At 71.4% G+C, this 26,822-nt stretch carries 24 protein-coding genes; 9 read left to right on the top strand and 15 right to left on the bottom strand.

Features of this window, described 5'->3' with window-relative positions; translation table 11 throughout:
- Positions 1 to 134: 134 nt before the first annotated feature.
- Entirely contained in the window at positions 135 to 698 is a 564-nt protein-coding gene (locus AC4D2F_RS06880; protein ID WP_104166447.1) for a dihydrofolate reductase, read from the bottom strand.
- Complete coding sequence (locus tag AC4D2F_RS06875) at positions 695 to 1,474, bottom strand: thymidylate synthase (RefSeq protein ID WP_104166822.1); 780 nt, start codon at positions 1,472 to 1,474, stop codon at positions 695 to 697. The genes AC4D2F_RS06880 and AC4D2F_RS06875 overlap by 4 nt, the downstream gene beginning before the upstream one ends.
- Before the next feature lie 176 nt (positions 1,475 to 1,650).
- On the opposite strand from AC4D2F_RS06875, the gene AC4D2F_RS06870 reads away from it, so the two are divergent.
- Positions 1,651 to 5,571, top strand: a complete 3,921-nt coding sequence (locus tag AC4D2F_RS06870; protein ID WP_490909940.1) for a Pls/PosA family non-ribosomal peptide synthetase — start codon at positions 1,651 to 1,653, stop codon at positions 5,569 to 5,571.
- Complete coding sequence (locus AC4D2F_RS06865; protein ID WP_490909939.1) at positions 5,568 to 6,935, top strand: M1 family metallopeptidase; 1,368 nt, start codon at positions 5,568 to 5,570, stop codon at positions 6,933 to 6,935. Before AC4D2F_RS06870 ends, AC4D2F_RS06865 begins: the two co-directional genes overlap by 4 nt.
- A gap of 183 nt (positions 6,936 to 7,118) precedes the next feature.
- On the opposite strand, the gene AC4D2F_RS06860 is transcribed toward AC4D2F_RS06865, so the two are convergent.
- From AC4D2F_RS06860 to AC4D2F_RS06835, 6 genes are all read right to left on the bottom strand, one after another.
- Positions 7,119 to 8,198, bottom strand: coding sequence for a 4'-phosphopantetheinyl transferase family protein (locus tag AC4D2F_RS06860; RefSeq protein ID WP_490909938.1), 1,080 nt, complete (start codon positions 8,196 to 8,198; stop codon positions 7,119 to 7,121).
- Positions 8,199 to 8,278: 80 nt separating this feature from the next.
- Entirely contained in the window at positions 8,279 to 8,515 is a 237-nt protein-coding gene (locus AC4D2F_RS06855; protein ID WP_104166441.1) for a hypothetical protein, read from the bottom strand.
- A gap of 207 nt (positions 8,516 to 8,722) precedes the next feature.
- Positions 8,723 to 9,688, bottom strand: a complete 966-nt coding sequence (locus AC4D2F_RS06850; RefSeq protein ID WP_490909937.1) for an NUDIX hydrolase — start codon at positions 9,686 to 9,688, stop codon at positions 8,723 to 8,725.
- Positions 9,688 to 11,910 carry an RNA degradosome polyphosphate kinase gene (locus AC4D2F_RS06845; protein WP_181033567.1) on the bottom strand — a complete coding sequence of 741 codons (2,223 nt, stop codon included), beginning with the start codon at positions 11,908 to 11,910 and terminating at the stop codon, positions 9,688 to 9,690. The genes AC4D2F_RS06850 and AC4D2F_RS06845 overlap by 1 nt, the downstream gene beginning before the upstream one ends.
- Before the next feature lie 76 nt (positions 11,911 to 11,986).
- Positions 11,987 to 12,958 carry a mycothiol synthase gene (mshD, locus tag AC4D2F_RS06840; RefSeq protein ID WP_490909936.1) on the bottom strand — a complete coding sequence of 324 codons (972 nt, stop codon included), beginning with the start codon at positions 12,956 to 12,958 and terminating at the stop codon, positions 11,987 to 11,989.
- A gap of 197 nt (positions 12,959 to 13,155) precedes the next feature.
- Positions 13,156 to 13,863, bottom strand: a complete 708-nt coding sequence (locus AC4D2F_RS06835) for a winged helix-turn-helix transcriptional regulator (protein ID WP_104166433.1) — start codon at positions 13,861 to 13,863, stop codon at positions 13,156 to 13,158.
- A 182-nt stretch (positions 13,864 to 14,045) separates the two neighbouring features.
- Between AC4D2F_RS06835 and AC4D2F_RS06830 the strand changes: the two genes are divergently transcribed.
- From AC4D2F_RS06830 to AC4D2F_RS06815, 4 genes are all read left to right on the top strand, one after another.
- Complete coding sequence (locus AC4D2F_RS06830; RefSeq protein WP_258069774.1) at positions 14,046 to 14,798, top strand: hypothetical protein; 753 nt, start codon at positions 14,046 to 14,048, stop codon at positions 14,796 to 14,798.
- Positions 14,799 to 15,034: 236 nt separating this feature from the next.
- Complete coding sequence (locus AC4D2F_RS06825; protein WP_104166431.1) at positions 15,035 to 15,634, top strand: heme-binding beta-barrel domain-containing protein; 600 nt, start codon at positions 15,035 to 15,037, stop codon at positions 15,632 to 15,634.
- A gap of 67 nt (positions 15,635 to 15,701) precedes the next feature.
- The gene (gene ygfZ, locus AC4D2F_RS06820; RefSeq protein ID WP_490909935.1) at positions 15,702 to 16,793 is read left to right on the top strand and encodes a CAF17-like 4Fe-4S cluster assembly/insertion protein YgfZ; all 1,092 of its coding nucleotides are present in this window, start codon (positions 15,702 to 15,704) and stop codon (positions 16,791 to 16,793) included.
- Positions 16,790 to 17,203: an ankyrin repeat domain-containing protein gene (locus tag AC4D2F_RS06815; protein WP_104166427.1), complete on the top strand. Its 414-nt coding sequence runs from the start codon at positions 16,790 to 16,792 to the stop codon at positions 17,201 to 17,203. Before ygfZ ends, AC4D2F_RS06815 begins: the two co-directional genes overlap by 4 nt.
- A 69-nt stretch (positions 17,204 to 17,272) precedes the next feature.
- Here the strand turns inward: AC4D2F_RS06815 and AC4D2F_RS06810 are convergent, their stop codons facing one another.
- From AC4D2F_RS06810 to AC4D2F_RS06800, 3 genes are all read right to left on the bottom strand, one after another.
- A complete protein-coding gene (locus AC4D2F_RS06810) occupies positions 17,273 to 17,644 on the bottom strand; it encodes a DoxX family protein (RefSeq protein WP_104166425.1) in 372 nt (123 codons plus the stop codon).
- A 120-nt stretch (positions 17,645 to 17,764) separates the two neighbouring features.
- Positions 17,765 to 18,478, bottom strand: a complete 714-nt coding sequence (locus tag AC4D2F_RS06805) for a GNAT family N-acetyltransferase (RefSeq protein WP_490909934.1) — start codon at positions 18,476 to 18,478, stop codon at positions 17,765 to 17,767.
- Positions 18,479 to 18,481: 3 nt separating this feature from the next.
- Complete coding sequence (locus tag AC4D2F_RS06800; protein ID WP_104166421.1) at positions 18,482 to 19,507, bottom strand: 6-phosphofructokinase; 1,026 nt, start codon at positions 19,505 to 19,507, stop codon at positions 18,482 to 18,484.
- Between the two features lie 219 nt (positions 19,508 to 19,726).
- Between AC4D2F_RS06800 and AC4D2F_RS06795 the strand changes: the two genes are divergently transcribed.
- Together AC4D2F_RS06795 and AC4D2F_RS06790 are read left to right on the top strand one after the other, a co-directional pair.
- Positions 19,727 to 20,593 carry a UbiA family prenyltransferase gene (locus tag AC4D2F_RS06795; protein WP_490909933.1) on the top strand — a complete coding sequence of 289 codons (867 nt, stop codon included), beginning with the start codon at positions 19,727 to 19,729 and terminating at the stop codon, positions 20,591 to 20,593.
- Entirely contained in the window at positions 20,590 to 22,017 is a 1,428-nt protein-coding gene (locus AC4D2F_RS06790; RefSeq protein ID WP_490909932.1) for a phytoene desaturase family protein, read from the top strand. The genes AC4D2F_RS06795 and AC4D2F_RS06790 overlap by 4 nt, the downstream gene beginning before the upstream one ends.
- 106 nt (positions 22,018 to 22,123) lie before the next feature.
- On the opposite strand, the gene AC4D2F_RS06785 is transcribed toward AC4D2F_RS06790, so the two are convergent.
- The 4 genes from AC4D2F_RS06785 to AC4D2F_RS06770 all read right to left on the bottom strand — a co-directional run bounded on the left by AC4D2F_RS06785 (position 22,124) and on the right by AC4D2F_RS06770 (position 25,256).
- Entirely contained in the window at positions 22,124 to 22,936 is an 813-nt protein-coding gene (locus AC4D2F_RS06785) for a carotenoid biosynthesis protein (RefSeq protein WP_490909931.1), read from the bottom strand.
- Positions 22,937 to 23,013: 77 nt separating this feature from the next.
- On the bottom strand, positions 23,014 to 23,256 hold the full coding sequence (locus tag AC4D2F_RS06780; RefSeq protein WP_104166413.1) for a PspC domain-containing protein: 243 nt from the start codon (positions 23,254 to 23,256) through the stop codon (positions 23,014 to 23,016).
- A gap of 57 nt (positions 23,257 to 23,313) precedes the next feature.
- Positions 23,314 to 23,571 (bottom strand): hypothetical protein, encoded by a 258-nt coding sequence (locus AC4D2F_RS06775; RefSeq protein ID WP_181033565.1) that lies wholly within the window; start codon positions 23,569 to 23,571, stop codon positions 23,314 to 23,316.
- A complete protein-coding gene (locus AC4D2F_RS06770; protein ID WP_490909930.1) occupies positions 23,568 to 25,256 on the bottom strand; it encodes a PspC domain-containing protein in 1,689 nt (562 codons plus the stop codon). The genes AC4D2F_RS06775 and AC4D2F_RS06770 overlap by 4 nt, the downstream gene beginning before the upstream one ends.
- Positions 25,257 to 25,381: 125 nt before the next feature.
- On the opposite strand from AC4D2F_RS06770, the gene AC4D2F_RS06765 reads away from it, so the two are divergent.
- Positions 25,382 to 26,764, top strand: coding sequence for an ATP-binding protein (locus AC4D2F_RS06765; RefSeq protein ID WP_490909929.1), 1,383 nt, complete (start codon positions 25,382 to 25,384; stop codon positions 26,762 to 26,764).
- The last annotated feature ends 58 nt before the right edge of the window (positions 26,765 to 26,822 follow it).

The following is a 26,822-nucleotide window of genomic DNA, read 5'->3' as shown; positions in this document are numbered from 1 at the left end:
TGCCCGGCGGCTCCGGGAGCACCTCAGCGCCGGCGGAGCCGTGCCGCCGTGGAGCGGAACCGGCCGGGCACCGTGCTCCTGACGACGCACGCGCCCGTGCGTGCCGTCGTCCGCGGAGGACCGTCGGTGCCGCGTCAGCCCTGCCTGGTCCAGAGGCTGATGCGGTAGCGGGGACCTTTCGCGGACTCCAGCCATCCTGCTTCCGGGGTCAGGGCTGCCAGCGCCCAGTCCGTTCCCAGCAGGGGAGCCACGGTGTCGCCCTCCGCTGCGGATTCGACGACGGTGACGAGCGCTGCGTTGGCGCGCGGCATGGCCTCGGCGTACACGCGGCCACCACCGATGACCCAGATCTCCTCCGCGCCGGGACTGGCCCGGGCGGCGTCGAAGGCGGCATCGAGCGAATCGACGACGACGGCACCGGGCAGGTCCGCTCCGGACCGGGACACGACGATGTTCGTGCGGTCCGGCAGGGGGCGGAAGGTGGAGGGGAACGATTCCCAGGTACGCCGACCCATGATCACGGGATGTCCCGTCGTCGTGGCCTTGAAGTGCGCCAGGTCCTCCGGCACGTGCCAGGGGATGCCGCCGTCCTTGCCGATCACGCCGTCCTCGGTCTGCGCCCAGATCATGCCGATCACGGGACGGGACCCGACGGCGTCGGCCACGCTCAGCGTGGGGGGTGAGGGGGCCGCGTTCATACGGCCACCGGTGCCTTGATCGTGGGGTGGTGCTGGTAGTCGATCACGTCGAAGTCCTCCAGGGCATAGTCGAAGATGCTGTCCGGCTTCCGGTTCAGCGCGATGCGCGGATACGGGTAGGGCTCCCGGGACAGTTGTTCGGCAACCTGCTCCACGTGGTTGTCGTACACGTGGACGTCGCCGCCGGTCCAGATGAACTCGCCGGGCTCGAGGCCGGTCTGCTGGGCGACCATCAGGGTCAGCAGGGCGTAGGAGGCGATGTTGAACGGGACCCCGAGGAACGTGTCCGCGGACCGCTGGTACAGCTGGCAGGAGAGTCGGCCGGGGCCACCGTCCACGCCGGGGCTCACATAGAACTGGAAGAACACGTGGCAGGGTGGCAGGGCCATGTTGTGCAGCTCGGAGACGTTCCAGGCCGAGACCAGGTGGCGGCGGGAGTCCGGATTCGTCCTGAGTGCCTCGACCACCTGGGCGATCTGGTCGATGTGGCCGCCGTCGGGTGTGGGCCACGACCGCCACTGGACGCCGTAAACGGGGCCGAGCTCGCCGTCCTCGTCCGCCCACTCGTTCCAGATGGACACACCGCGCTCCTGCAGCCAGCGCACGTTGGAATCACCGCGGAGGAACCACAGCAGCTCCAGCGCCACGGACTTGAAGTGCACGCGCTTGGTGGTGACGAGCGGGAAGGACTCGCTGAGATCGAAGCGGAGCTGCCGGCCGAACACGCTCCGGGTACCGGTGCCCGTCCTGTCGCTCTTGGCCGCGCCGTTCGCCATGACGTCGCGCAGCAGGTCCTCGTAGGGGGTGGGGATGGGAGTGCTCACCCGGCCAGTCTAGGACGAACCGCCCGCCCCGGTCGGCCGCATCGACCGCGGGTAGACTACCCCCGGGCCGTGCAGGTGACGGCGCCCCTGATCACCTGCTGTTCATTTCGCACCGGAAGAATCCAGCCGTGACCACACCCACGCCCCAGACCGACACCGCCCCCGCCGCCGCGCGGTTCACGGCGTCCGGGCGGGCGCCATCCCCCCGCACACTCCTCGACATCCTGCGGGCCACGGCCGCGGAACACCCCAGCGCCTCGGCGCTCGACGACGGCACCGAGGACCTCAGCTACACCGAGCTGGTGGCGGCCGCCGACCGGTTCGCCGCCGTCCTGCGCGACGCCGGCGTGGGGCGCGGCGACACCGTCGGGGTACGCCTCCCCTCGGGCACCAACGAGCTGTACATCGCGATCCTCGGCGTGCTCGCGGCGGGTGCGGCCTACGTGCCGGTCGACGCCGACGACCCGGACGAGCGCGCCCGCGTCGTGTTCGCGGAAGCGCGTGCAGCCGCCGTCGTCGGGCACGGCCTGTCGGTGGCCACCGGGCCGGGCGGACGCCGGGGGATCACCGGAGACCCCACACCGGACGACGACGCATGGGTCATCTTCACGTCCGGTTCCACGGGTACGCCGAAGGGCGTCGCCGTCTCGCACCGCTCGGCGGCCGCCTTCGTCGATGCCGAGGCGCGCCTGTTCCTGCAGCACGAACCCCTCGGGCCCACCGACCGCGTCCTGGCCGGCCTCTCCGTCGCGTTCGACGCCTCCTGTGAGGAGATGTGGCTGGCCTGGAGGCACGGCGCATGCCTCGTGCCGGCCCCCCGCGCACTCGTGCGCACCGGCGTCGACCTCGGTCCCTGGCTGATCGCCCGCGGGATCACCGTCGTGTCCACCGTGCCCACGCTGGCGGCTCTGTGGCCCGCCGACTCCCTCGAGAACGTCCGCCTCCTCATCTTCGGCGGGGAGGCATGCCCTCCGGACCTCGCGCAGCGCCTCGTCGTCCACGACCGCGAGGTCTGGAACACCTACGGCCCTACCGAGGCGACCGTCGTCGCCTGCGCCGCACGGCTCGGCGGGGACGGCCCGGTGCGCATCGGGCTGCCCCTGGACGGCTGGGATCTCGCCGTCGTCGACGAGTCCGGCCTGCCCGTGCCGGAGGACGGCACCGGCGAGCTCATCATCGGGGGAGTGGGGCTGGCCCGCTACCTGGACCCGGCCAAGGACGCCGAGAAGTATGCCGCGATGCCGACGCTCGGGTGGAGCCGTGCCTACCGCTCGGGCGACCTCGTGCAGCTGCAGGCAGCCGGACTGGTCTTCGTGGGCCGGGCCGACGATCAGGTGAAGCTCGGCGGGCGCCGCATCGAGCTCGGTGAAGTGGATGCGGCGCTCCAGGCCCTGCCCGGGATCGCCGGCGCCGCCGCCGCCGTCCGGACGACGCCGTCGGGCAATCAGCTCCTCGTCGGCTACCTCGTCCCGGCCGACGGCGACCCGGACCTCGCGGTGCTCCGCACGCTGCTCGCCGAGGAGCTGCCTGCCGCGCTCGTCCCGCTGCTGACCGTCACCGACTCCCTGCCCACGAAGACCAGCGGCAAGGTGGACCGCAACGCCCTGCCCTGGCCGCTCGCCGGCGTGGGCGACCCGAGCGGGCCCGGCAGCCTGGAGGACCTCGACCCGCGCGTACGGTGGATCGCGGACCAGTGGGCCGCCGTCCTCGGCACCGTCCCGGCCGACGAGGACGCCGACTTCTTCCTCCACGGCGGCGGGTCCCTCGCGGCCGCCCGGCTCGTGTCGCTGATCCGCACCCGCTACCCGGTCATCACCGTCGCCGACATCTACGCCCATCCGCGGCTCGGCGCGCTCGCCTCCTTCGCCGCCGGGACGGGCGACGGCGACGAACAGCCGCCCACCCCGGAACGCGCCGTCCGGCGCACGGCGCGCCGGTCGCAGGTCTTCCAGACGATCATGGGCATCCCGCTGCAGTTCCTCGCGGGCATGCGCTGGCTCACCTACGCGATGATCGCGAGCAACGTCCTCGCCGGGCTCGGGGTCCTCACCTCGGCGGCCACCCTGTCCTGGTGGTGGGTGGCGCTGTCCTGGCTCGTGTTCGTCAGCCCGTTCGGGCGCATGGGCCTCTCCGTCCTCGCGGCCCGCCTCCTGCTGGGCGGCGTGGAGCCCGGCGTCTACCCGCGATCCGGCAGGGTGCACCTGCGGCTCTGGCTCGCCGAGCAGATCTCGGACAGCGTCGGGGCGGTCAGCCTCGCGAGCGCACCCTGGGTCCAGGTCTATGCGCGGGCCCTGGGCGCGCGCATCGGGCCCGACGTCGACCTCCACTCCGTCCCGCCCGTCACGGGTCTGCTCACCCTCGGAGCCGGCGCGTCCGTGGAACCGGAGGTGGACCTCTCGGGCTGGTGGATCGACGGAGACCGTATCCACATCGGCGCGATCACCGTGGGCGCGGGAGCCGTCGTCGGGGCACGCAGCACACTGATGCCGGGTGCGAGGATCGGCGCCGGCGCCGAGGTGGCCCCCGGTTCGGCGGTGCAGGGCGCCGTCCGGCCCGGGCAGCTCTTCGCGGGTTCGCCGGCCACCCGGGCGGGCAGGGCCAAGCAGGACTGGCCCGACGCCCCGCCGGCCCGCTCCCGCGGGCACACGCGCCTGGCCTTCGTGGCGTTCGCCGCGGCCTCGGGCGCGCTCGCACTCATCCCGTACGTCGCCGCCGTCGTCGCCGCCCTGCCCGTCGTGGCAGCCCTGCGGGGCGCACCGTCCCTGTCCTCGGCCTGGCCGTCCCTCATGGGACCTGTAGCGCTTGCCGCCGTCCTCTGGCTCGTCACCACCGCAGCCCTGGTGCTCGCCACGGTCCGGATACTGGGCATCGGCCTGCGGGAGGGCCACTACCCCGCGCGCAGCCGCATCGGCTGGCAGATCTGGGCCACGGAGCGGACCCTCGACATGGCGCGCGACCTCCTCTTCCCGCTCTACGCAAGCCTGTTCACGCCCGTGTGGCTGCGGCTCCTCGGGGCGCGGGTGGGCCGGAACGTCGAGGCGTCCACCGTGCTCCTCATCCCGAAGATGACGACGATCGGCGAGGGTGCCTTCCTCGCGGACGACACGATGGTCGCCTCCTACGAGCTCGGGGGCGGGTACCTGCGCATCGCGCCCGCGAAGATCGGCCGGCGCGCCTTCCTCGGCAACTCGGGCATGACGTCGGCGGGTCGGCGCGTACCGAAGAACTCGCTCGTCGCGGTGCTGTCCGCCACGCCGGCCAAGGCCAAGGCGGGCAGCTCCTGGCTGGGCAGTCCGCCCTCCCGTCTGCGCCGGCTCGCCGTCACGGGGGACCAGAGCCGCACGTTCCAACCCCCCACGCGACTGAAGGCGGCGCGCGCGTTCTGGGAGCTGTGCCGCGTGGTGCCGGTCATCCTCACGGTCACGATCGCCGCCTTGGCCCTCGTGATCTTCGACGCGCTCGCCCTCTGGGGCGGCTACCTCGTGGCAGCCCTGCTGAGCGGCGTCGTCTTCACCGTTCTGGGCGCCGTGGCTGCTACCAGCGCCGTCATCGCGAAGTGGCTGCTGGTCGGCCGGATCACGGCGGGCGAGCACCCGCTGTGGAGCTCCTTCATCTGGCGCAACGAGGTGGTGGACACGTTCATCGAGAGCGTCAGCGCCCCGTGGTTCGCCCGGGCCGCCAGTGGCACGCCGTCACTGGTCTGGTGGCTGCGGGCGCTGGGGTCGAAGATCGGGCACGGAGTCTGGTGCGAGAGCTACTGGCTGCCCGAAGCGGACCTGGTGAGCCTCGGTACCGGGTCCACTGTCAACCGCGGATGCGTCGTGCAGACGCATCTCTTCCATGACAGGATCATGAGCATGGACACCGTGGAGCTCGCCGCAGGAGCAACCCTCGGCCCGCACAGCGTGATCCTGCCCGCCGCCCGGATCGACCAGGGTGGCACCGTGGGGCCGGCGTCGCTCGTGATGCGTGGCGAGACCGTCCCCGCAGGGACCTACTGGATGGGCAACCCGGTCAGTTCGTGGTCGGGCCCGGGAGACGGTGCGTGAGCACCAGTTCCGAGAGTTTTTCGCCTGACCCGTACACCCCGACCAATGGCAGCACCTCCTATCGCGTCGCGCACTACGACCTCGCCCTCGACTACCGGCTCTCGAGCAACCGCCTGACCGGTCGCGCGGCCCTGACCGTGACTACTCACCGGGGCCTGCTCCAGCTCGAACTCGACCTCCAGGGGCTCCGTACCACGAGGATCACCTCCGACACCGTCCGCGTCCGGTCCTTCAAGGACCGCGCGGGCAAACTCGTCATCGGGTTCCGCGACCCGGTGCCGGCCGGGGCCACGTTCAAGCTCGACATCCGGTACGAGGGCAATCCCCGCCCCCTCACCGGGATCTGGGGCGAGATCGGGTGGGAGGAACTGACCGACGGCGTCCTCGTGGCCGGTCAGCCCACCGGAGCGCCGTCGTGGTTCCCGTGCAACGACCACCCCTCGCAGAAGGCGGCCTACCGGATTGCGGTGACCACCGACGCCGGCTACCGGGCCATCTGCAACGGCGTCCTCGTCTCGCGGATCGACAGGTCCAGCCGGACCACCTGGACCTACGAGCAGGCGGAACCGATGGCCACCTACCTCGCGACGGTGCAGATCGGTCGTTATGCCCTCGTGGCACTGAACGACCCCTCAGGGCCCGCCGTCGGCCTGCCCGCCCCGGGTACGCCGCGCGCACAGGGTGCCCCCGTCCCGCTGTACGCCGCCGTGCCGCCGTCGCTCGCCCCCGCAGCCAAGGCGTCGCTGATGCGCCAGCACGAGATGATGTCCGTGTTCGAGGAGTGCTTCGGGCCCTACCCCTACCCGCAGTATCTCGTGGTCGTCGCCGACGACGACCTCGAGATCCCCCTCGAGGCTCAGACGCTCTCCATCATCGGGCGCAACCACCTGGACCAGGGGTGGGACGCGCAGCGGCTGATCGCCCACGAACTCGCGCACCAGTGGTTCGGGAACTCCGTCACCGCGGCGCGCTGGCAGGACATCTGGCTGCACGAGGGCTTCGCCTGCTACGCCGAGTGGATCTGGTCCGAAGCCAGCGGGTCGACGACGGCGGACGCCCACGCGCGGTCCACACACCAGCGCCTCAGCAGGGCACCCCAGGACCTCGTCCTGGCCGACCCCGGCGCCGTCGACATGTTCGACGACCGCGTGTACAAGCGCGGCGCCCTCGCACTGCACGCGCTCCGGAAGACCGCAGGCGACGACGCATTTTTCGCCCTGCTGCGTTCCTGGTCCAGCGAGCACCGCTTCGGGACGGCCACCACGGCGGACTTCATCGCGTTCGCGGTGCGCACGCTCCCCGGTGCCGGCGTCGGCGACCTCCTGGTGCCGTGGCTGCTCTCGAGGCCGCTACCCGTCCTGTGACGCGTGCTGTCCTGGCGCTCGAGGAGGCCTCCTCCTCCGGGGCCCATCCGCCCCGTCGGGTAGGCCCGCTCTTCACCGGCACGTAGCCCTGCCGGGCACGCTGTCCGGGCAGGGCAGCACGCCCCGCCCCGCCCCGGCCGACCCCTCACCGGCCGCTCGGATCCTCCCAGATCGGTCGGTTCTTCAGGGGCCGACGGCGACGGCGGCCACGAGACCCAGGGGCTCCAGTGCTTCTCCGCCGACGGAGGGAAGATCGATGATGCTGCGCTCCCGCAGCACCTCCACCGCGTCCGGGCCTCGATCGGCGAAGCCCGTGCCCAGAGCCTTGACGAGTGCCTCCTTGCGGGCCCACAGGCGTGCACGGGCCGTCCCTCGTTCGGCGGTCGGAAGTTCACGGACCGCCCGGCGCTCGCCGGGAGTCAGGGCCACGTCGTCGAAGCCGTCGAAGTCCACCGCCGCGACGGTTGCGAGGTCCACCCCGAGCCCCGGTCGGGGCGTCCCGCCTGCACCACGCGATGCCGGCGTCTCGAGGGTCCCACGAGCCGTGTGTGGGTTGTGCGTACTGACCGGCCCGACCGTGCCGGCCGCGCTGAGCGTCCCAACTGTCACGGCCGTGCCGGCCGTTCCGGTCGTGCTGGTCGTACCGAGCGTCCCAACTGTCCTGGCCGTGCCGGCCGTGCCGACCGTGCTGGTCGTACCAAGCGTCCCAACCGTCCTGGCCATGCCGGCCGTGCCATGCCCCTCGAGCGTTTCGAGCGCTCCGAGCAGGACGAAACCTTCGGCCCGGGAGAGGCTGAGTGCCAGCGGCACGCGTTCGCCCCGCAGCCGGTAGGCCGGTCGGCCATGATCGGACACGCCATCCGGTCCGCAGGCAGGGCATTGGAAGCAGGACACGAGAAGGCCCGCCCGAGTCCCGAGCAGGTCGGCGACAAGCTCACGCAGGAGGTACCGGCCCGCGATGAAGGACGCGGACTGCGTGGCATCGACGGTCCGGGCCGCCCGCGCGCGTTCCGCGTCGTCGAGGAATCGGAGCATCGCAGTGGTGGGAGGGAGGTCGGACCCCGGACCGATTCTCCGCAACCGGAGGACGGTGCCCGGAGGCAGGCCTGCGGGGTCGGCCGGGTCGGCGGCCGTGGTCGGCAGGCCCGGGAAGGGAGTACTCGAAGCCGGGGTGCCGGGATCGCCGGCCGTGACCACCATGCCGGGGACCGGGGGGTCGTGAGCCTGGGTGCCGTGAGCCTGGGTGCCGGGAAGTCGCTTCACACCATCATCGTCCCCGAGGATCGGGCCGAGAGGCCATCCGGGCAGGGAATCGGTACAAGAGCGGGTGGGCGGCGGTGGTCCTAATGGCCGTCGAACAATTCGGCGCACACGTCGTCGCGCAGGACGAACGGTCGCGGCCGGTCAGGATCGGCACGCCGTCCGTACACGTAGTAACCACGGCCCTCGCCCGGCCCGCCGGCAGCACGATCGATGGCGTGCATGAGCTTCGGTGTGAGCGGCCCTGCAGGTCCGATCCGGTGGATCTGCTCGATCTCGTGCGGTGCGAGTGCCCGTACGAGGCTCTTCACATCGGCCATGGGAGCGTTCCTGTCGTCGGTGCCGGTCGCTGCGTGAGCGTCCGACACTAGGCACCATGGATGAACGAGGGATGAACGGGGGCGATCAGGCTGCTGACGCCGGATGAACTGTCCGTCCTCGCCCGACGGACGGACGGAGGTGCGCCTGACACACTGTCGACAGGCGCTCGACAGGCGCCTGGATGGACCGCTTGCCAGGGACTGACCTCAGTCGTCGTAGGCGCGGAACTGCTCCACGGACACGATGCGCCCCTGGTTCGCGCTGCTCACCTGGCAGACCACCGCCTCGCCGGGCGCGAGGTGCGGGTCCTCGACGGGCAGGAGCTCGTGCAGGTGGTCCGGCATGTGGCGGCGCAGCACCGAGAGGACGGACGGGAGCACCGGGCGGTGGGTGCAGATCGCCACGGGCCGGCGCTTGTCCAGCAGCCGCTCGATGGCGGCACGGGTGCGCGCCGGCTTCCTCCTGGCGTCGTGCTCGGTCAGGGCGTCGACGAGCTTCAGCTTCGCGCTGCGCTGTTTCACGTAGGGCGAGATCGTCTGGACGCACCGCACCCAGGGACTGCTCACCACGCGCTCGGGGGTCCACGCCTGGAGCAGGCGGCTCACGGCGGTGGCCTGCCGGCGGCCGGTGGCGGCGAGAGGACGCTCGCCCTCGGCCCTGCTCCACGACGAACGCGGCTTGGCCTTCGCATGGCGGACCACGATCAGGGGCCACGTCTGGAGGTTCCGGGCACGGTGCGCCTCGATGAGCGAATCGAGCGGTGCGACATCGGTCGGGTTGCTCAGCACGGCGCGGGCCTCCTCGGGGGACACCCAGCGCAGAGCGTCCACCTCACTGCCGTCCGGCACCGGGGTGGACCGCTCGATCCTCGCCGCCCAGTAGTACACCGTCTTGTCACCGGAGTTCACCGGGTAGGTCATGGTTGCCAGCGGGATGCCGAGCCTCACACTCAGTCCCACTTCCTCGAGGGTCTCGCGGACGGCGCACTCGGGTGTCGTCTCGCCCGGATCGAGCTTGCCCTTCGGCCAGGACCAGTCGTTGTACCGGGGCCGGTGGATGATCAGGACCTCGAGCGAGCCCTTCTCGATCCGCCAGCACAGCGTGCCTGCAGCGACGACCGCCGAGCCGCCGGTCGCCGTCGCGATGGTGGCATCCTTCGTGGGTGGAACCATCAGCGGCGCGACACTGCCCGCTGGCGGGCGCGGGAGGCGAGCAGCGACGACTGGATGTCCTCGAGCGGCGCGCCGTCGGCGTCCTTGTGATGCCGGGTCCAGCAGCCGGTCTCGTCGAGGTGCCAGCTGGAGACCGTCGGGTCCATGTAGCGATCCATCAGGTTCATCAGGTAGGAGATGTCCTCGGCCGAGCTGAGCTGCACGAGCGCCTCGACGCGGCGGTCGAGGTTGCGGTGCATCATGTCGGCCGATCCGATGAACACCGCCGGCTCCCCGCCGTTCGCGAAGGCGAAGACACGCGAGTGCTCGAGGAACCGGCCGAGTACGGAGCGCACCGTGACGTTCTCGCTCAACCCCGGGACCCCGGGCCGTACCGAGCAGATACCGCGCACGATCACGTCCACCTTGACCCCCGCCTGCGATGCGCGGTAGAGCGAGTCGATGATCGCTTCGTCGACCATCGAGTTCACCTTGATGACCACGCGCGCGGCGAGCCCGGCATGCTTGTTCGCGATCTCCCGCTCGATGCGGTCGATCAGACCCGAACGGACGGACCGCGGAGCCACCAGGAGGCGCTTGAAGGTGGACTTCGGGGCATATCCGGACAGCTGGTTGAACAGGCGCGACAGGTCCTCGCCCACCTGCTCGTTGGAGGTCAGCAGGCCGAGGTCCTCGTAGTACCGGGCCGTGCGCGGGTGGTAGTTGCCGGTGCCGATGTGGCAGTAGCGGCGGAGGCCGTCGATCTCCTGCCGCACCACGAGCGAGAGCTTGCAGTGGGTCTTGAGTCCCACGATGCCGTACACCACGTGCACGCCGGCCTGCTCCAGCTTGCGGGCCCAGGAGATGTTGGCCTGCTCGTCGAAGCGTGCCTTGATCTCCACGAGCGCCAGCACCTGCTTGCCGGCCTCGGCGGCGTCGATCAGGGCGTCCACGATGGGGGAGTCGCCCGACGTCCGGTACAGCGTCTGCTTGATGGCCTGCACCTTGGGGTCCGCGGCCGCCTGCTCCAGGAACGCCTGGACGGAGGTGGAGAAGGAATCGTACGGGTGGTGCAGCAGGATGTCCCGCCGGCGCATCGCAGCGAAGACGTTCGCCGCCTTCGACGTCTCGCTCTCGTTGAGGTGGCGGCTGGTGTGGGGGACGTGCTTGGGGAAGTGCAGGTCTCCGCGGTCGATCCCCGCGATCACGCTGAGGCCCCGCAGGTCCAGGGGTGCCGGGAGGTTGTAGACCTCGTCCTCCTCCACGCCGAGTTCCCGCGACAGCAGCCCCCGGATGCTGGGATTGATGTCCGTGGTGACCTCGAGGCGGACGGGCGGACCGAACCGGCGGCGCAGCAGTTCCTTCTCGAGGGCCTGCAGCAGGTTCTCGGCGTCGTCCTCCTCGACCTCCAGGTCCTCGTTGCGCGTGACCCGGAAAAGATGGTGCTCGAGTACCTCCATCCCGGGGAAGAGCTGGTCCAGGTGGACGGCGATGACTTCCTCGAGCGGGATGAAACGGGCGATGCGCCCGGCGATGTTGCCCGCCCGCGGCCCGTCCACGGACATGAGGCGCGGCAGCTGGTCCGGCACCTTCACACGGGCGAAGAGCTCCTTCTCGCTGACGGGGTTGCGGACCACGACGGCGAGGTTGAGGGACAGCCCCGAGATGTAGGGGAAAGGGTGGGCCGGGTCGACGGCGAGGGGCGTGAGGATCGGGAAGACCTTCTCGGCGAAGATCTTGTGCAGCTCGGCGCGTGCGGTGTCGTCCAGTTCCTCCCAGGTCGTGAGGTGGATCTGCTCGCGGGCGAGGGCAGGCCGGATGTGCTCGGCGAAGACGGCGGCATGCCGCTGCTGCAGCTGGTAGCCGTCCTGCATGATCTTCTCGAGCTGCTCGATGGGGCTGAGGCCCGCAGCCGACGGCACCGCGAGGCCCGTGGCGATCCGGCGCTTGAGGCCGGCGACCCGCACCATGAAGAACTCGTCGAGGTTCGACGCGAAGATCGACAGGAAGCTGACCCGCTCCAGCAGGAAGAGGTCCGGATCCTCCGCGAGCTCGAGGACGCGCGCATTGAAGTCGAGCCAGCTGATCTCGCGGTCGAGGAAACGGTCCGCCCGGATGTCGCCGGACGGCAGGAGGCTGGGAGCGAACTCCGGGATGTCGATGCGGTCCTGGGTTGCCCGGGCCGGAGCCGTCTCCGAGGACCCGTACAGTGACGCACCCCGGCGTTTGATTCCTGAATCCATAGCGTCTCCTGCAGCGTGGGCGGTCATGGTGGCGGGAACCCCGCACCGACAGGCCAGGGGACACCTCGATTCAACCTTACAAGGTGGGGTGCGCCGCCTTGGCCGCGTACATGACGTCGACGTCCCATCGCGTGAACCCGAGCGCGCGGTAGAGCGCCACGGCGGCCGTATTATCGGCGTCGACGTACAGCATGATGGCCTGCAGGCCCCGGGCGTGGAGGTGCTCGATGCCGGCGATCGTCAGGGCCTTGCCGAGGCCCATGCCCTGCGACTCCGGCGTCACGCCGACCACGTACACCTCGCCCATCGCCGGGTGGGCCCCCACCGCGGGGTGGACCTTGGTCCAGTGGAAGCCGAGGAGGGCGCCGTCGCTCTCGCGGACGGCGAGCAGGAAGCCGTCGGCGTCGAACCAGTCCTCGTCCATCCGCGCGTCGAGATCCGCGCGCGTCGTAGCGCCCTGTTCGGGGTGATGTGCGAAGGCCGCCGCGTTGGCCGCGAGCCAGGCCTCCTCGTCCTGCCCACGGACGAACGAGCGCAGCACGACGCCGTCGGGCAGCTGGAGGGCGGGGACCGATTCCGTGACGGCCGCGCGGGTCAGGCGCATCCTCCACAGTTCCCGCACCGGGGCGTAGCCGAACCGTGCCGCAAGGTCCGATGCCGCGGAATGGTTGCCGTGGGACCAGCCGCGGAGCCCGGCGATCCCCTCGGCGAGGACCGCCTCGATCAGGACCGTCCCGGCACCCTCCCCGCGGCAGTCGGGCCCGACGACGAGCTCGAGCACGGCGCCGTCCCCGGAACCGTGCGTGACGACGGCGACCCCGGCGAGCTCGCTGTCCGGCGCCTCGGAGGTGCGGGCCGTGAGGACGAGCAGGCGGTCACCGGCGTCGGGGGCGCGCAGGGTGAGGAGGGTCTGCTCGGACAGTGGCGGGTTGCCGTCGGCCTCGGCGGCGGACGCCGCGAGGCGCCGTACCTCGTCGACGACGTCCGTGGGCGGGGCTCCGGCGATCCTGCTGACGGACCAGGTGGGGGCATGCTGAGCGGCGGTCATGCGCCCAGCCTAGTCCCGCCCATCCCACGGTTTGGTGGTCGCGCGGCTGGTGCGGTAGTGTCGGGAACTGCTCGAGGGGGATGCGCCAGTGGGGCGCCCGCGATACGTTCGAACCGTATGTCCTCCACTCCTACCGGCTCAGCCGGGAACACCGAAAGCCCCTTCCACCCGCGGGTGGAAGGGGCTTTCGCGTGGGGTCAGGCGTCCTGGTTGACCGAACTGCGGTCCTCCGGCAGGCGGGTCAGCGTGAAGCGGTACCCGACGTTCCGGACCGTGCCGATGAGCTGCTCGTGGTCCGAGCCGAGTTTCGCCCGCAGTCGCCGCACGTGGACGTCGACGGTGCGGGTGCCCCCGTAGTAGTCGTAGCCCCACACCTCGTGCAGGAGCTGGTCGCGGGTGAACACACGCCCGGGGTGCTGGGCCAGGTACTTGAGGAGCTCGAACTCCTTGTACGTCAGGTTCAGGGGCTCGCCGCCCACCCGTGCCGTGTAGCTGGCCTCGTCGATCACCACGCCGGACGCATGGATCTCGGTGCTCGCCTGCTCGCCGGCTGCCGTCGAACGTGCGATCACCAGCCGCAGCCGCGCCTCCACCTCCGCGGGGCCCGCCGAGTCCAGGACGACGTCGTCCGCCAGCCAGTTCGCGGCGACCGCCGCCATGCCTCCCTCCGTGAGCACGAGCAGGAGGGGCGCGCTGAGGCCGGTGGCCTTCAGGAGCTGGGTGAGGGACCGGGCGCCCACGAGGTCCTTGCGCGCGTCGACGAGGACGACGTCGCAGGGTTCCGTCTCGAGGAGCGCCGTGGGTTCCGCCGCGAGGATGTGCACCTTGTGATTGAGCAGTTCCAGGGCCGGCAGGATGTCCACGGACGAGCCGGTGGAATTGGTGAGCATCAGGATGTGCGGCATGTGTCCTCCACGGGTCGGGAATGCGCATCATCGGGCAACGGCGCCATCCCCCCGGACGGGGAGGAGTGTGCGGTCGAAATTTGGTCAAGTATAGCCTCCGCCCTGTGATGCACCACACGCACGGCGGCCGCCGGCGGCGCAGCTTTTCCGCCCACCAGCGCGGGTAGGGCAGTATTGCTCGGGTGAAGAGGACGAGTGTGGCCGCAGCGGCCGGAGCCGCGGCCGTCGCGACCGGAGCGGTCGTCGCGTCCTCCTACATCTCGGCGACGGCGGTCGCTGTGGCCGTCGGCGCCCTCTGCGTCCTGACCGCCATCGGGTGGCCCTCCATCCTCCGCGTACCGGCCAAGAAGAGCCTGGCGGCCGCGATCGGACTCGCCGCACTGCTCGCCGTGGTCCTCGCCGCCACCGTGTCCGGACCGTTCTTCATGACCTGGTTCCCGATCTCCGTGGCCCTCGGCGTCGGCGCGGTCTTCATGATCCAGCTCCTGCGCGGGACCGGTCAGAGCCTCCGGCTGGAATCGACCCTCGGGGCGAGCTCCGGCGTCGTGGCCGTGAGCATGGGCTCGGGCTGGGTCGCCACGGACCGCCTGGCCGTCAACGCCGCTGATTCCGGCATGACGCTCGTGACCGGCGTCAGCATGCTCATCGCGATCGCCGTGTGCCTGCTGCCCCTGCCGGACCGCCTCGTCGCACCCGCAGCCGTCGTCCTCGCCGCGCTCGCCGGCCCGCTCGGAGCGCTGCTCTTCACCGATGTGCCGGCCCTCGCCGCCGCGGTCGTCGGGCTCGCCTGCGGTGCCGTGATCGCAGGCACCCGGCGGCTGCTCGTCGCCCGGGAGGCGCCGATCGATCTGATCGCGGCCATCGCGGCCGGCGTCACCCCCGTGCTCGCGATCGGCGCCGTCGTGTACTTCCTCGACACGCTGTTCCTCGCCTGAGCCGGGCCGCCGATCCCGGCCGTGGTCCGGCTCGCCCCGGCCGGACGAACGACCTCTGCGCACGTTCCTCCGCTGTCCGGACCGGGCGTTAGGATGGGAGCATGTCCATCCTCGCCCTTGAAATCTTCTTCATCTCGCTGCTGGTCGTCGCCGGTCTCGGCATGGCCGGTTTCGCGGCCCTCGTCATCACGCGCCTGTACAAGGGCCAGAAGTAGCCGACTGACCCCGGAGGCCCTATGTCGATCGACCTGCCCACCGACCTGACACCCGAGCTCGTCCCACTGTCGTGGCTCCTCGGAACCTGGGAGGGGACGGGGATGCTCGGCGAAGGTACCGCCGACTCGGAGCGTTTCTCGCAGCGTGTCGTGTTCTCGCAGAACGGTCTGCCGTACCTGCAGTACAGCGCCGAATCCTGGCTCATCGACGAGCAGGGCGCGCAGTTGCGCCCGCTCTCGGTCGAGACCGGTTTCTGGGCGCTCGACCGCAAGCTGAACGACTCCGACGTCGGCCCCGGCCTCAACCCCGCGGACATCGTCCCGGCCCTCAAGACGGCCGACGAGGTGGAGCAGTTCCGCAACGACTCCGGGGGTTTCGACATCACGGCCACCGTGGTGCACCCCGGCGGTATCGCCGAGCTCTACTACGGGAGCATCAAGGGCCCGCAGATCCAGCTCAGTACCGACCTCGTGATGCGCGGCCAGCACTCCAAGGAGTACGCCGCCGCCACCCGGCTGTTCGGCCTGGTGGACGGCAACCTGTACTGGCGCTGGGACGTCGCGGCCCAGGGCAACTCCCTCGAGGCCCACGCGTCCGCGATCCTCAGGAAGATCTCCTGAACCGTCCGTAGGCCGCCCGTCGGCGACATCCCGGAATAGTCCCGCCTGGAAGGCGTTGTGATATCACATGACCCCACGAAGCCCCCTGCTGAGCCGACCCGGTGCCGTCGAGGGCGGCGGAGCCGACGCCGGTGTGGCATCCCACTACGGCGACCCGTTCCGTGAGCAGCGGCTCCTGGCCGCAGGGGAGGCCGTCGTCGACCTGTCGCAGCGCGGCGTCGTCACCGTCTCCGGACCCGACCGCCTGAGCTGGCTCAACACGCTCTCCTCCCAGCTGCTCCTCGATCTCCGGCCCGGCCGAAGCTCCGAGACGCTCCTCCTCACCGTGCAGGGCCGGATCGAGTACGCGGCCCACGTCGTCGACGACGGCGCCACCACCTGGCTCATCACCGAGGGAGGCGAGGCGGCGCCACTGGCCGCCTGGCTGGAACGCATGAAGTTCATGCTCCGCGTCGAGGTCGCCGACGCCACGGAGGCCTGGGCCGTGCTCGGATCGACGACGACCCTGCCCGCACCGGGTGGGAACGCCGTCGTGTGGGAGGACCCCTGGCCCACTGTCGTTCCCGGCGGATACTCCTACGCGGTCGTCGACGAGCACGAGCACCCGGGACGCGAGCGGCCCTGGTTCGAGTACCTCGTGCCGCGCGCAGACCTGGACGCAGCGGTATCCGCCACGGGACGCGCACTGGCCGGCTCGCTGGCCGCCGAGGCCCTGCGGATCGCGGCCTGGCGTCCCCGGCCCGGTTTCGAGACCGACGAGAAGACCATTCCCCACGAGCTCGACCTCATGCGCACCGCCGTCCACCTCGCGAAGGGCTGCTACAAGGGCCAGGAGACGATCGCCCGCGTGCACAACCTCGGGCACCCGCCGCGCCGGCTCACCTTCCTGCACCTCGACGGGAGCCAGCACACCCTCCCCGCGCCCGGAAGCCCGGTCCTCAGCGAGGGCCGCACGGTGGGCAGGGTGACGTCGGTCGGCCACCACTACGAGATGGGCCCGATCGCCCTCGCCGTGCTCAAGCGGTCCGTGGACGCGTCCGCGGTTCTGCTCGTGCAGGACGGGGACGAGGCCTACGCCGCCGGCCAGGAAGTCATCGTGGCGACGGATGCCGGGCAGGTCGTCGGGCGCGCCTCGGGATTCCTGAAGGCCCCGCGATGAGCGCCGACGCCGGTCAGGGCCCCACGGACGACGCCGGTGCGGCCGCGGCGATCGCCCTCGCGCACGCCCTGTTCGACGCCGCGCGGGCAGGTGACACCGCCACACTAGTGCGGTACCTCGACGCCGGGGTGCCCTTCACCCTGACGAACACCGCGGGCGACAGCCTGCTGATGCTCGCCGCGTACAACGGTCATCCGGCGATCGTGCGCGATCTGCTGGCCCGCGGAGCGGAAGCGGACCAGGTCAACGACCGGGGGCAGACACCTCTCGCGGGTGCCGTCTTCAAGGGGCACGACGACGTCGTACGGCTGCTCGTCGAGGCGGGAGCGGACGCCGACGCCGGGACGCCGTCGGCCCGGGCCGCAGCCGAGATGTTCGGTAGGACGGAGCTCCTGGGGCTGCTCGGCTGACGGCCAGCGCCGGGTTCGCGACAGGGCTGTGATCTTCCCTGCAGGACCGCCCGCTGCAGGGCCGATCGCTTACTGGAGGGCCCACGCGGTGGAGCGTCCCCAGGCCACGAACAAGGCGAGCAGCAGAGCCACGATGTTGATGGTGAACCCCTTCTCGCCACGCGAAAGGTGAAACGCGATCGACAGCGCCATGATCAACGCCAGCCCCAGTGCTGCTGCCGGGACCAGGAAAGTGGCCACCCGGAAGATGCCCGGGAGGATCAACCCCAAAGCACCAAGGATTTCGAAGACACCAGCGGTGCGCGCGTAGCCTGGCTTGTCCTTCGCCCAGGTCAGACCCTGGGACACGATCTTGTCGATGGGTTGGAAGGTCTTCGTGACACCGGCAGCCAGAAAGAAGACTGCAAGGGTGCCGGACGCGATCCAAAGGGCAATGTTCATGACCTCTCCTCCTGGAGCCCCGACAGGACAAGCATGCTCTCGTCGGGGTGCTTTGGCTATGGACTCGCCAGAAGGAAGTGCCCGGGTCCGACTGCCGGCTTCTCCCCAAGGCGGAGGCGCTCAGGCGCCCAGGAGGACCAAGGTCTGCGTCCCCGCGAAGGCGAAGCCGGCCCGTCGGGCGGTCCGCTGGGACGCCGTGTTGTCCGTCCGCGCGCGCCACTGCGGCACGAGCCCGGCGGCCATCGCCTCCTCGACCGCGACCGCGGCAACCCGCCCGGCATAACCCCTGCGTCGTTCCTCGGGCGGGGTGATGACGGCGATGTGCGCCAGGATGCCCTGCCAGATGTCGTAACCGGCGCCGGACAGGGGAGTGGGCGCCGAGTCGGCGTCGCCCTCGTCGATGAGCACGAACGGGTGCTCCACCGCTGCGAGGCCCGCTTCGGCGACGTCGTCCGGCGGGCACCGGCGCTCGAGCTCGCGGACGAGCGAGGCCTCGCCGGACACGACGGCAGGGGGGCCCTCGAACCGCGGCAGGTCGTCACAGAAATACAGCTGGGCCTCGCCGAGACCTCGTCCGCCATGCTCCCTGCTGAGCGTGAGCAGCGTCGAGTGGCTGCGCAGCTCCGTCCCGGACATGGTGCGTCCCGCGTCCACGGCCCAGCCCGGTCCCTTGAGCACCTCGCGGCCGAAGAGGGTCACGAAGGTCAGCACCGAGGCGCCGTCGTCCACCGCGTACAGGCGGTCGGAGCCGCCGGCGAGGGCGCCGTCGTCGAGTCCGAGCAGCCGCGACCAGGCGAGCTGGATGATCGAGACCGTGCCGGGATCGAGGTCCACGGGTCAGCCGAACAGGATGGAGGCTTCGTCGTAGCGGTGCTGCGGGACCCGCTTGAGGTTGCCGAGCGCCGCCTCGAAGCCCACGTGGGCGATCTCCGTGCCGTTGAGCGCCACCATGGTGCCCCAGAGTTCGTCCCTCACGGAGTCGACGGCGGCCATGCCGAGGCGTGTGGCGAGCACGCGGTCGAACGACGTCGGGACGCCGCCGCGCTGGATGTGGCCGAGGATCGTGGCGCGGGTCTCGATGCCGGTGCGTGCCTCGAGCTCGGGCGCGAGCTGGTCCGCGATCCCGCCGAGCCGCGGACGGCCGAAGGTGTCGAGGCCGCGCTCCGAGTGCGCCTGCTCCATGTGCGAGGGGACGAAGCCCTCGGCGACGACGACGAGGGGCGCGCGCCCGCGGGCGTTGGCCGTGGACACCCACTCGGCGATCTGCTCCACACTGGTCTGGTGCTCGGGGATGAGGATGGCGTGGGCGCCGGAGGCCATGCCGGCGTGCAGGGCGATCCACCCGACGTGCCGGCCCATGACTTCGGCGATCATGCAGCGGCTGTGGGACTCGCCCGTGGTGCGCAGGCGGTCGATGGCCTCGGTGGCGATCTGCACCGCGGTGTCGAAGCCGAAGGTGTAGTCGGTGGCGTCGAGATCGTTGTCGACGGTCTTGGGGACGCCGACGATCTTCACGCCCAGGTCCGTGAGCCGCTTCGCCGCCGCCAGCGTGCCCTCGCCGCCGATCGCGATCATCGCGTCGATGCCGAGGCGCTCCATGTTCGCCTTGACGACGTCCGCTCCGCCGTTGCCCTCGAAGGGGTTGGTGCGGGAGGTCCCGAGGATCGTGCCGCCCTGCTTGGAGATGCCGCGCACCGCATGCCGGGGGAGGTCGACGATGTTGCCCTCGACGACGCCGCGCCAGCCGTCCCGGAATCCGACGAACTCCTGGTCGTGGACCTTGATGCCCTTGAGGACAGCGCCGCGGATGACCGCGTTGAGTCCGGGGCAGTCGCCGCCGCTGGTGAGGATTCCGATCTTCATATGGCGTGGGGTTCCTTCGAGGAGGGTGTGATGGTGCATCAGGAGCACGCCGTCGGGCCCGCCTATGATTCTAGACACATACGGCCCACCCCCTTCACAGAGGGCGCCCGTCCGGCACCCGGCACCGGGCACATCGGCGACCACGTAGGCTGGGAGCATCCAGCGCACGAGGGCCCGAACCCCCGGGTGCGCGCCGCCCGTCCGAGGAGGACACCAGCAGTGCCCCAGGCAGGTTTTGCGCCAGCGGCGCTGCGCATGGTCCACATCTCGCGGCCGGTCCTCTGGATCAACACGCTCGGCACGGGCGTCGTCGGCATGTGGCTCACCGGGACCTTCTGGCAGTGGGAGGCCCTCGCCCTCCTGGTCTGGCTGACCCTGCCGTTCAACCTGCTCATCTACGGCGTGAACGACATCTTCGACCAGGACACCGACGCCCTGAATCCGCGGAAGGGATCGCTCGAGGGGGCCAGGATCAGGGCCTCGGAGGTCCGCTCCATCTGGATCGCCGTGCTCGTCACGAACCTGCCGTTCCTCGCATGGTTCACGGCCACCCTCCCCCCGGCGGCCCTCGCCTGGATCGCCCTGTACGCCCTCGTCTTCGTCTTCTACTCCGCGCCGCCGCTGCGCTTCAAGGCCCGGCCGTACCTCGACTCCCTCAGCAACGCGGCCTACGCGTTCCCGCTCGTCTTCGTCCCCTACGCCCTCGGTGACACGCCGGTCTGGGCCGCCGCCCTCGGCCTGATGGCCTGGAGTGCGGCGAAGCACACCTACGACGCCGTCCAGGACATCGACGAGGACCGGGGAGTGGGCATCACGACGACGGCCGTGCGGCTCGGGCCCCGCGGCGTCGTCGCCTGGAGCGGCGCCTGGTGGGCGGTGTCGACGGCGTGCTTCGCCGTGGTCAACATCCCGGTCGCCGTCGTGAACACCGTGATCGCGGGCTGGCTGCTGCTGGGCCTCCACCGGGATCCCCGCCCGGAGACCGGGCATCGGCTGTACCGGTACTCGATCGCCTTCCCCTACGTGGCGGGGACCGTCGCCGGCGTCCAGCTCGTCGTCGCCCTGACGCTGGGCCTCTACCGATGAGCCGGGTCGTCGTCGTGGGAGGCGGTATCGGTGGCCTCACGGCCGCGGCCCTCCTCGGACGCGCAGGCCACGGCGTGACCCTGCTGGAGGCGTCGGACCACGTGGGCGGCAAGAGCCGCCGCGTCGAGGTCTCGGGGCAGCGCATGGACACGGGGCCGTCGCTCGTCACCTTCCCCAGCGTGTGGCAGGAACTCCTGCGCCTCCTCGACGCCGTCGCCCCCGCCGACGCGACGCCGGCCGCGGACATCGCCTGCCTCCGCCTCGAACGGCTTCCGGAGGTCGGGACCTACTACTACCGCGGCGAGGCGTGCGCCCTGCCGGTACCGGAGGGTCATCCGTGGCACCCGGCCTGGACCCGCTTCGCGGCGGAGCACGGCGTCCTCGGGGAGGACGTGTCGCGCCTGCTCACCACGGGCCCGCTCGAGAAGTCCTCCTACCCCGCGCTGGCCAAGCTCGGTGGACTGTACGGGCGGAGGCTCACCACGCGGAGCTATCTCGACAGCCTGCCGTGGCTGCCCGAGGGGCTCCGCGAGGTCATCGCGATCCACACGCTCAATGCGGGCGTCAGCCCTACCCGGACGCCCGCCCTCTACGCCAGCATGCCCGCCATCATGGCCCAGGACGGCGTCTGGATCCCCGAGGGCGGCGTCTACGAACTCGTGCTGGCGCTCCGGCGCATCGCCGAGGACGCCGGCGTGGAGATCCGCACGGGCGAGCCCGCGCAGCGCATCGGACGACGGCGGGTCACCACGGCCGCGGGCAACTACCCGGCCGACGCCGTCGTCAGCGGTCTCGACGCGCACCGCCTCGCGGGGCTGCTGGCCGGACGTGCCCCGCGGCTGCCGCGGAAGCTCACCTGCTCCGCCATCGGGATCTACGCCGTCCTGGCAAGGCCGCTCCCCGAGGGGACGGCCCGGCACGGCGTGGTCATGCCGGACGATCCGGCGGCGCTCTACGCGAGCCTCGAGGCCGGGGAGGAACCCGACCAGACCATGGCCTTCGCGAACTACTATCCCGCGCACGGCGTCTATCCCAACGGCTCGGCGACGCTCGCACTGCTGCTCACGGCGCCGGCCAACGGCCGGAGATACTCGCTCGAGGACCCGTTCGTGCGCCGTGAGCTCGACCGGACGACGCGCGTCCTCGGGTTGCCCGAACCGATCGAGGACTACTTCGGCAGCCACGAGATCCTCGACCCGGGCTATTTCGGCGAGCGCGGTTCGGCCGGCGGGGCGCTCTACGGGGCTGTGCGGCCCGCGTGGATGAGCGGCCCGTTCCACCTTCCGCCCTACTCGGATCCGCTGCGCCCGTGGCTGTGGCGCGTGGGCGCCTCCGTCCACCCCGGTGGCGGGCTGCCGGCGGTCCTCGGCGGCGCGATGATGTCCACGCAGAAACTGCTGGCACGCCTGGGCTCCACCGCCTGACGGCCGGCCGGCCCGTGTCCGTTCGCGCCCGGGTGCCGGACGGCCCGGACTGCCCGGGTGCCGGACCGCGGGACGGCCGGGGTCCGTTCGTGTGGGGTGGAGTGGCTCAGACCTGCCGTGCGGCGTCGACCGTCGCCCCGCCCGCCGCCGACGCGGACGCTGGCGCGGTACACGTGAGCTGCACCCGCCGACGCGCCACGAGGACGATCAGGGCGACGGCGAGCACTGCCGGGAACACGAGTCCCGAGAAGACGCAGACGCCGAGCCACAGGAACATGGAGACGAGCAGGCTGTCGAGCAGGCCCGGCCGGAGCGGGACATCGGTCAGGCGTCGCCCGCCGATCCAGGTCACGAGGGCGGAAGCGACCAGCCCGGAGATGAGCCATCCGCCGTAGTTCGAGAGCGGGACCCCGTAGTACGGCCCGCCACCCGGCCAGATCCAGAAGCCGAGCGACACCGCCCCGGGATCGAGGACGCCGTCGATGACCACGAGCAGCAGCCCGCCGAGCAGGATCCTCCGCAGGGCGCTCCCGCCGCCCGAGACGACGGCCACCGCCCCGATGACCAGCGGCACGTAGGAGAGGGGCAGCAGGTACGGGACGAGGCCGAGGATCGTGGGCCCCAGCGGTTCACCGTAGTAGAACTCTCCGTAGGGCAGATGTGTGGCGACGCCGAAGCCCTCGATCAGGTAGCCGAAGACGGACACGGCCGCGAGGGCGGCGGCACCCCGCGCGGCACCGAGCTGCTGCACGAGCGCGATGAACGCCGGCAGGGCGATCAGCAGGTTGAAGCCGTAGGACGCGTAGCTCGCGCCCTCGACGTCCGGGAACCGCACCACGAAGTAGCCGGAGACGAACAAAAAGGCACAGGACGCGATGAGCAGGCGGGGGAAGCGGCGGGCAGCAGGAGTCTTCGGCACGTCATCCATCCTTGCAGGTCACGCAGACGGAAGGGGCACCCGCCGTGCGGCGGGTGCCCCTTGCTGCACGCCCGGTCCTAGCCTCCGGCGAGGAGCCGCTCGAGGGCGATGGTGCCTTCCGTCGTGGGGAGCAGGAGCCAGAGGACGAGGTAGAGCGGGAGGCCGATGAAGGGGAGCAGGAAGCTCAGCAGGATCCCGATGCGGACGTAGGTCACGCGCCAGCCGTACTGCAGTGCGATGCCCGCGGCGATGCCGCCCAGGAGGCCCCCGGGAGCGCGTTTGATGGGTGAGGAGCGGAGCATGCGGTAGAAGGACTGCATGGTGTGCCTTTCGGTTCTCGGGTGGGTGGGGTCGTGGGAATCAGTATCCAACTGCAGTCAGTATCCGGACAGGGGGTCGTCGTGCGGGTCCTCCCGGCCGTCCCCGGTCGGCCTGGATCGCAGGGACAGGATGCCGCCCGCGACGAGCGCCAGCCCGACGCCCACGAGCAGGCCCAGTGCCACGATCACGGGGTCGATGGACAGCTCCACGACCTGGCTGACGAGGAGGAGGGAGGCCACGGCGAGGATCACCGACCCCCAGACGATGGTCAGGAGGCGTGGGTGGTGTTTCGTTCCGTTCAGTGCGGTGCTCATGGTGTGTCTCCGGTCGGGGTGGGACTGATGGTCGAAGAGGTGTCGCCGGAGCCGGGAGCGGTGACGATGCTGACGTCGCTCATCGCGCCGCGCACGTCGAGGACGATCGCCGATCCGGTGGCGTCGGGGTTCAGCGTGCCGTTCCGCACCTGCAGGACACCGCCGTCGCTCCGGGGCTCCGCGGACGAGCCGTCCGGCCCCTCCAGGGTCCCGCGGGTCCCGGAGCTGCCCAGCGCCATCCGTGTGCGGACCTCGATCGGGACGTCGTCGGGCACCACCACGGTGACGGCGCTGGCGAGCGAGTTGACCGGCACCACGACGTCGCGGGACAGCGGCGGCAGGCTGGTGAGATCGATGGTGCTCTGCGAGGCCAGGACGCTGTAGCCGCCGGAGGCGGCCTGCAGCGACATCGGGGTGGCCCTCCGCTCCTCGGCGACGATCCATGCGCCGCCCACGATCGTGAAGGACGCGATGAGTGCGCCGATGACGGCGAGCGCCGCCGCGAATCCGGCGAATCCGGAGGTGCGCCCCCATGCTCCGAGCCCGATGACACCGAGGGCGAGGACGATCGAAGCCGCAGCGAGGGCGACGACGACCGGATTGGCGAGATCCAGCGTTCCGACGTAGTCGAGGGCGAGGAGCGTTGCCCCGACGACGACGGCCCCGCCGACCAGCAGTGCCGTGACGGGCCCGGGAGCCCGCGGCGGCCGGTACTTCGTGACCGGCGGCCGGCCGGTGGCGGGGGCCATGTAGGCCCCCGGATACGTGGACCCCGACCAGGACGACCCTGGCTCGTAGGGCAACGGCTGGGTCTGCTGCGCCCACGGCTCCGTCGCCGAGTAGGCGCGGGGCTGGTACGGCAGGGGTACGGTGCGGTGCCCGGCGTCGGCCGCGGCGTCATCGTCGGCAGGATCGTCGGTGCTCCCGTCCGCGCCGTCATCCGCGCCGTCATCCGCGCCGTCATCCGCGGCGCCGTCGGCTCCTCCGTCCCGTTCCGTGTCGGAGCCGACGGGGAAGCCGGAGCCGACCGGACCGCTGGAGGAGTCGTCATCGGGCGAGCCCCCGCCGGGACCTGCTGCCGGTCCTGCCGCGGGTGCTTCACCGTCCGGACCCGACGGCGGCACGGGGCCGGGCGGCACGGGGCCGCTGCCCGACCCGCCGGGGGTCGACGGGCCACCGGGGATGTCCCGGCGGGCCTGTCCGCCGGTGGAGCGGTTGATGATCCAGTACACGAAGAGGACGACGGCGCCGATCCAGAACAGGGTCCACAGCAGGCCGCCCGCACCGCCGCCGTCGAGGTACGGCAGATTCGGGCGCCAGAGGCCGATCGCCACGAGCGCGGCGGCCCCGGTCAGTCCCGAGGTCCAGGAGCCCCGGCCGGCCTGCTCCACGTGGATGCGCCCGTCCGGTTCCGGCAGCAGCGCCCAGGCGAGCCCGTACAGCAGCACACCGATACCGCCGAAGACCGCGAGGATCACGATCAGTCCGCGGACGAGGGCGATGTCCAGGCCGGTACGCCGGGCCACGCCGCCGGCTACTCCACCGACCCAGCGGTCCGGGGTCCGGGTGATGTCGAGTCCCCGCAACCAGCGGAAGAACGACGACGACGCGGGAGGTCCCGCGGGGTGCGATGCGGCCGGTTCTTGGTGCCAGGACGGCCCGCCTGGCGGTGGTGCTGAGGTCATGTCCCCCATCCTTCCGCCCACGCCGTGGCGCGCACATCGGGGCCTACCCTGATTGAACCCTGAGAGCCCCCTGAATCTGCTCCGGGACCGTCCCCGAGCGGCCCTCGGCGTGCTTTGATGAGGACATGAGACCCCCGCTGCTGCGCACCTCCGACGGCATCATCGCCGGCGTGTGCGCGGGCCTCGCGGCTCATCTGGGCGTCCCCCGGTCCTGGGTCCGGGTCGGCATGGCGGTCCTGACCCTCGCCTCCGGCGCTGGAGTCTTCCTGTACGCCTGGCTCTGGATCTTCGTTCCGACGGCGTCGGACCGGGCCGCTGCGGCGGGACACAGGAGGGGTCCTGCGGCCTTCATGCACGACGTCGGCGCGACGGGCCCCCAGGACGACCTCGGTGGTCGGACGGGCCGGCCGGCCGCCTCCCTCGCCGTGCTGCCCGGCACGGGACAGATCGGCTCCGCACCTCCCGCAGTCTCGGCTCCTGCAGGGGCGCGCCCCGACGGCGCCGACCCCTTCGCCACCGACTCCTGGAGCGACCGCACGGAGCGTGCCGGGCACCGGGAGATCCTGTTCGGCACCGCACTGCTGGTCGCTGCGGCCGTCCTCGTGGTGCAGCTGCTCGGCGTCGCGGTCGACTGGGGCTTCCTCGTCCCCATCGCGGTCGTCGCGACGGGCGCAGCCCTCGCCTGGTCCCAGCTCGACGACGTGCGCCGGGCACGGGTGATGAACCGGGCCGGCGCCGAGCGGGCGGGCGGCGCCCTGCGCCTGTTCGCCGGCATGGTGCTCGTCATCGCGGGGGTCCTCGTTGCACTCTCCAGCAGCGGTTCATGGACCCTGACCATGGCGACCCTCGTCGCCGTCCTCGCCGTCCTCGCGGGCGTGGGGCTGGTCCTCGCCCCCTGGGGCCTCAAGTTCTGGCGGGACCTGGAGAGCGAGCAGGCAGCCCGTGTGCGGGAGACGGAACGCGCGGAGATCGCCGCGCACCTCCACGACTCGGTACTGCAGACCCTGGCCCTCATCCAGAATCGGGCGGACTCGGAGACGGATGTGCTGCGCCTGGCCCGGGCCCAGGAACGCGAGCTGCGCCAGTGGCTGTTCGCCGACGCCGGGCGGGACCCCGTCAGCCTCGCCGAACGGCTCCGGAGCATGGCCGGGGAGATCGAGGACCTCTACGGGCACCCGGTCACCGTCGTCGCCGTGGGCGACGCCCCTCTCGGGCAGGCCGAGGACGCCCTCGCGCAGGCAGCCCGTGAAGCAATGCTCAACGCGGCGAAGCACGCCGGTGTCGCCGTGTCGGTGTACCTCGAGGCCGGACCGGAGACCATGGAGGTCTTCGTGCGGGACCGCGGCCCGGGCTTCGACCCGGCGGCGGTCCCGTCCGACCGCCTGGGCATCCGGGAGTCGATCCACAGCAGGATGCAGCGTCACGGTGGAACGGCGGAACTCCGCAGCGATGCGGACGGCACCGAGGTGCGGCTCCGCCTGCCCCGGGCCACCGGCGTCCCCGCATGAGGACGCGGCCCCGCCCCGGGGCGATCGGGGCGCCCGGCGGCCAAGGCGCCGGGACGAT

The sequence above is a fragment of the Arthrobacter sp. TJ-263 genome (assembly GCF_058269155.1).
This window is presented reverse-complemented; position numbering and strand designations above follow the sequence as displayed.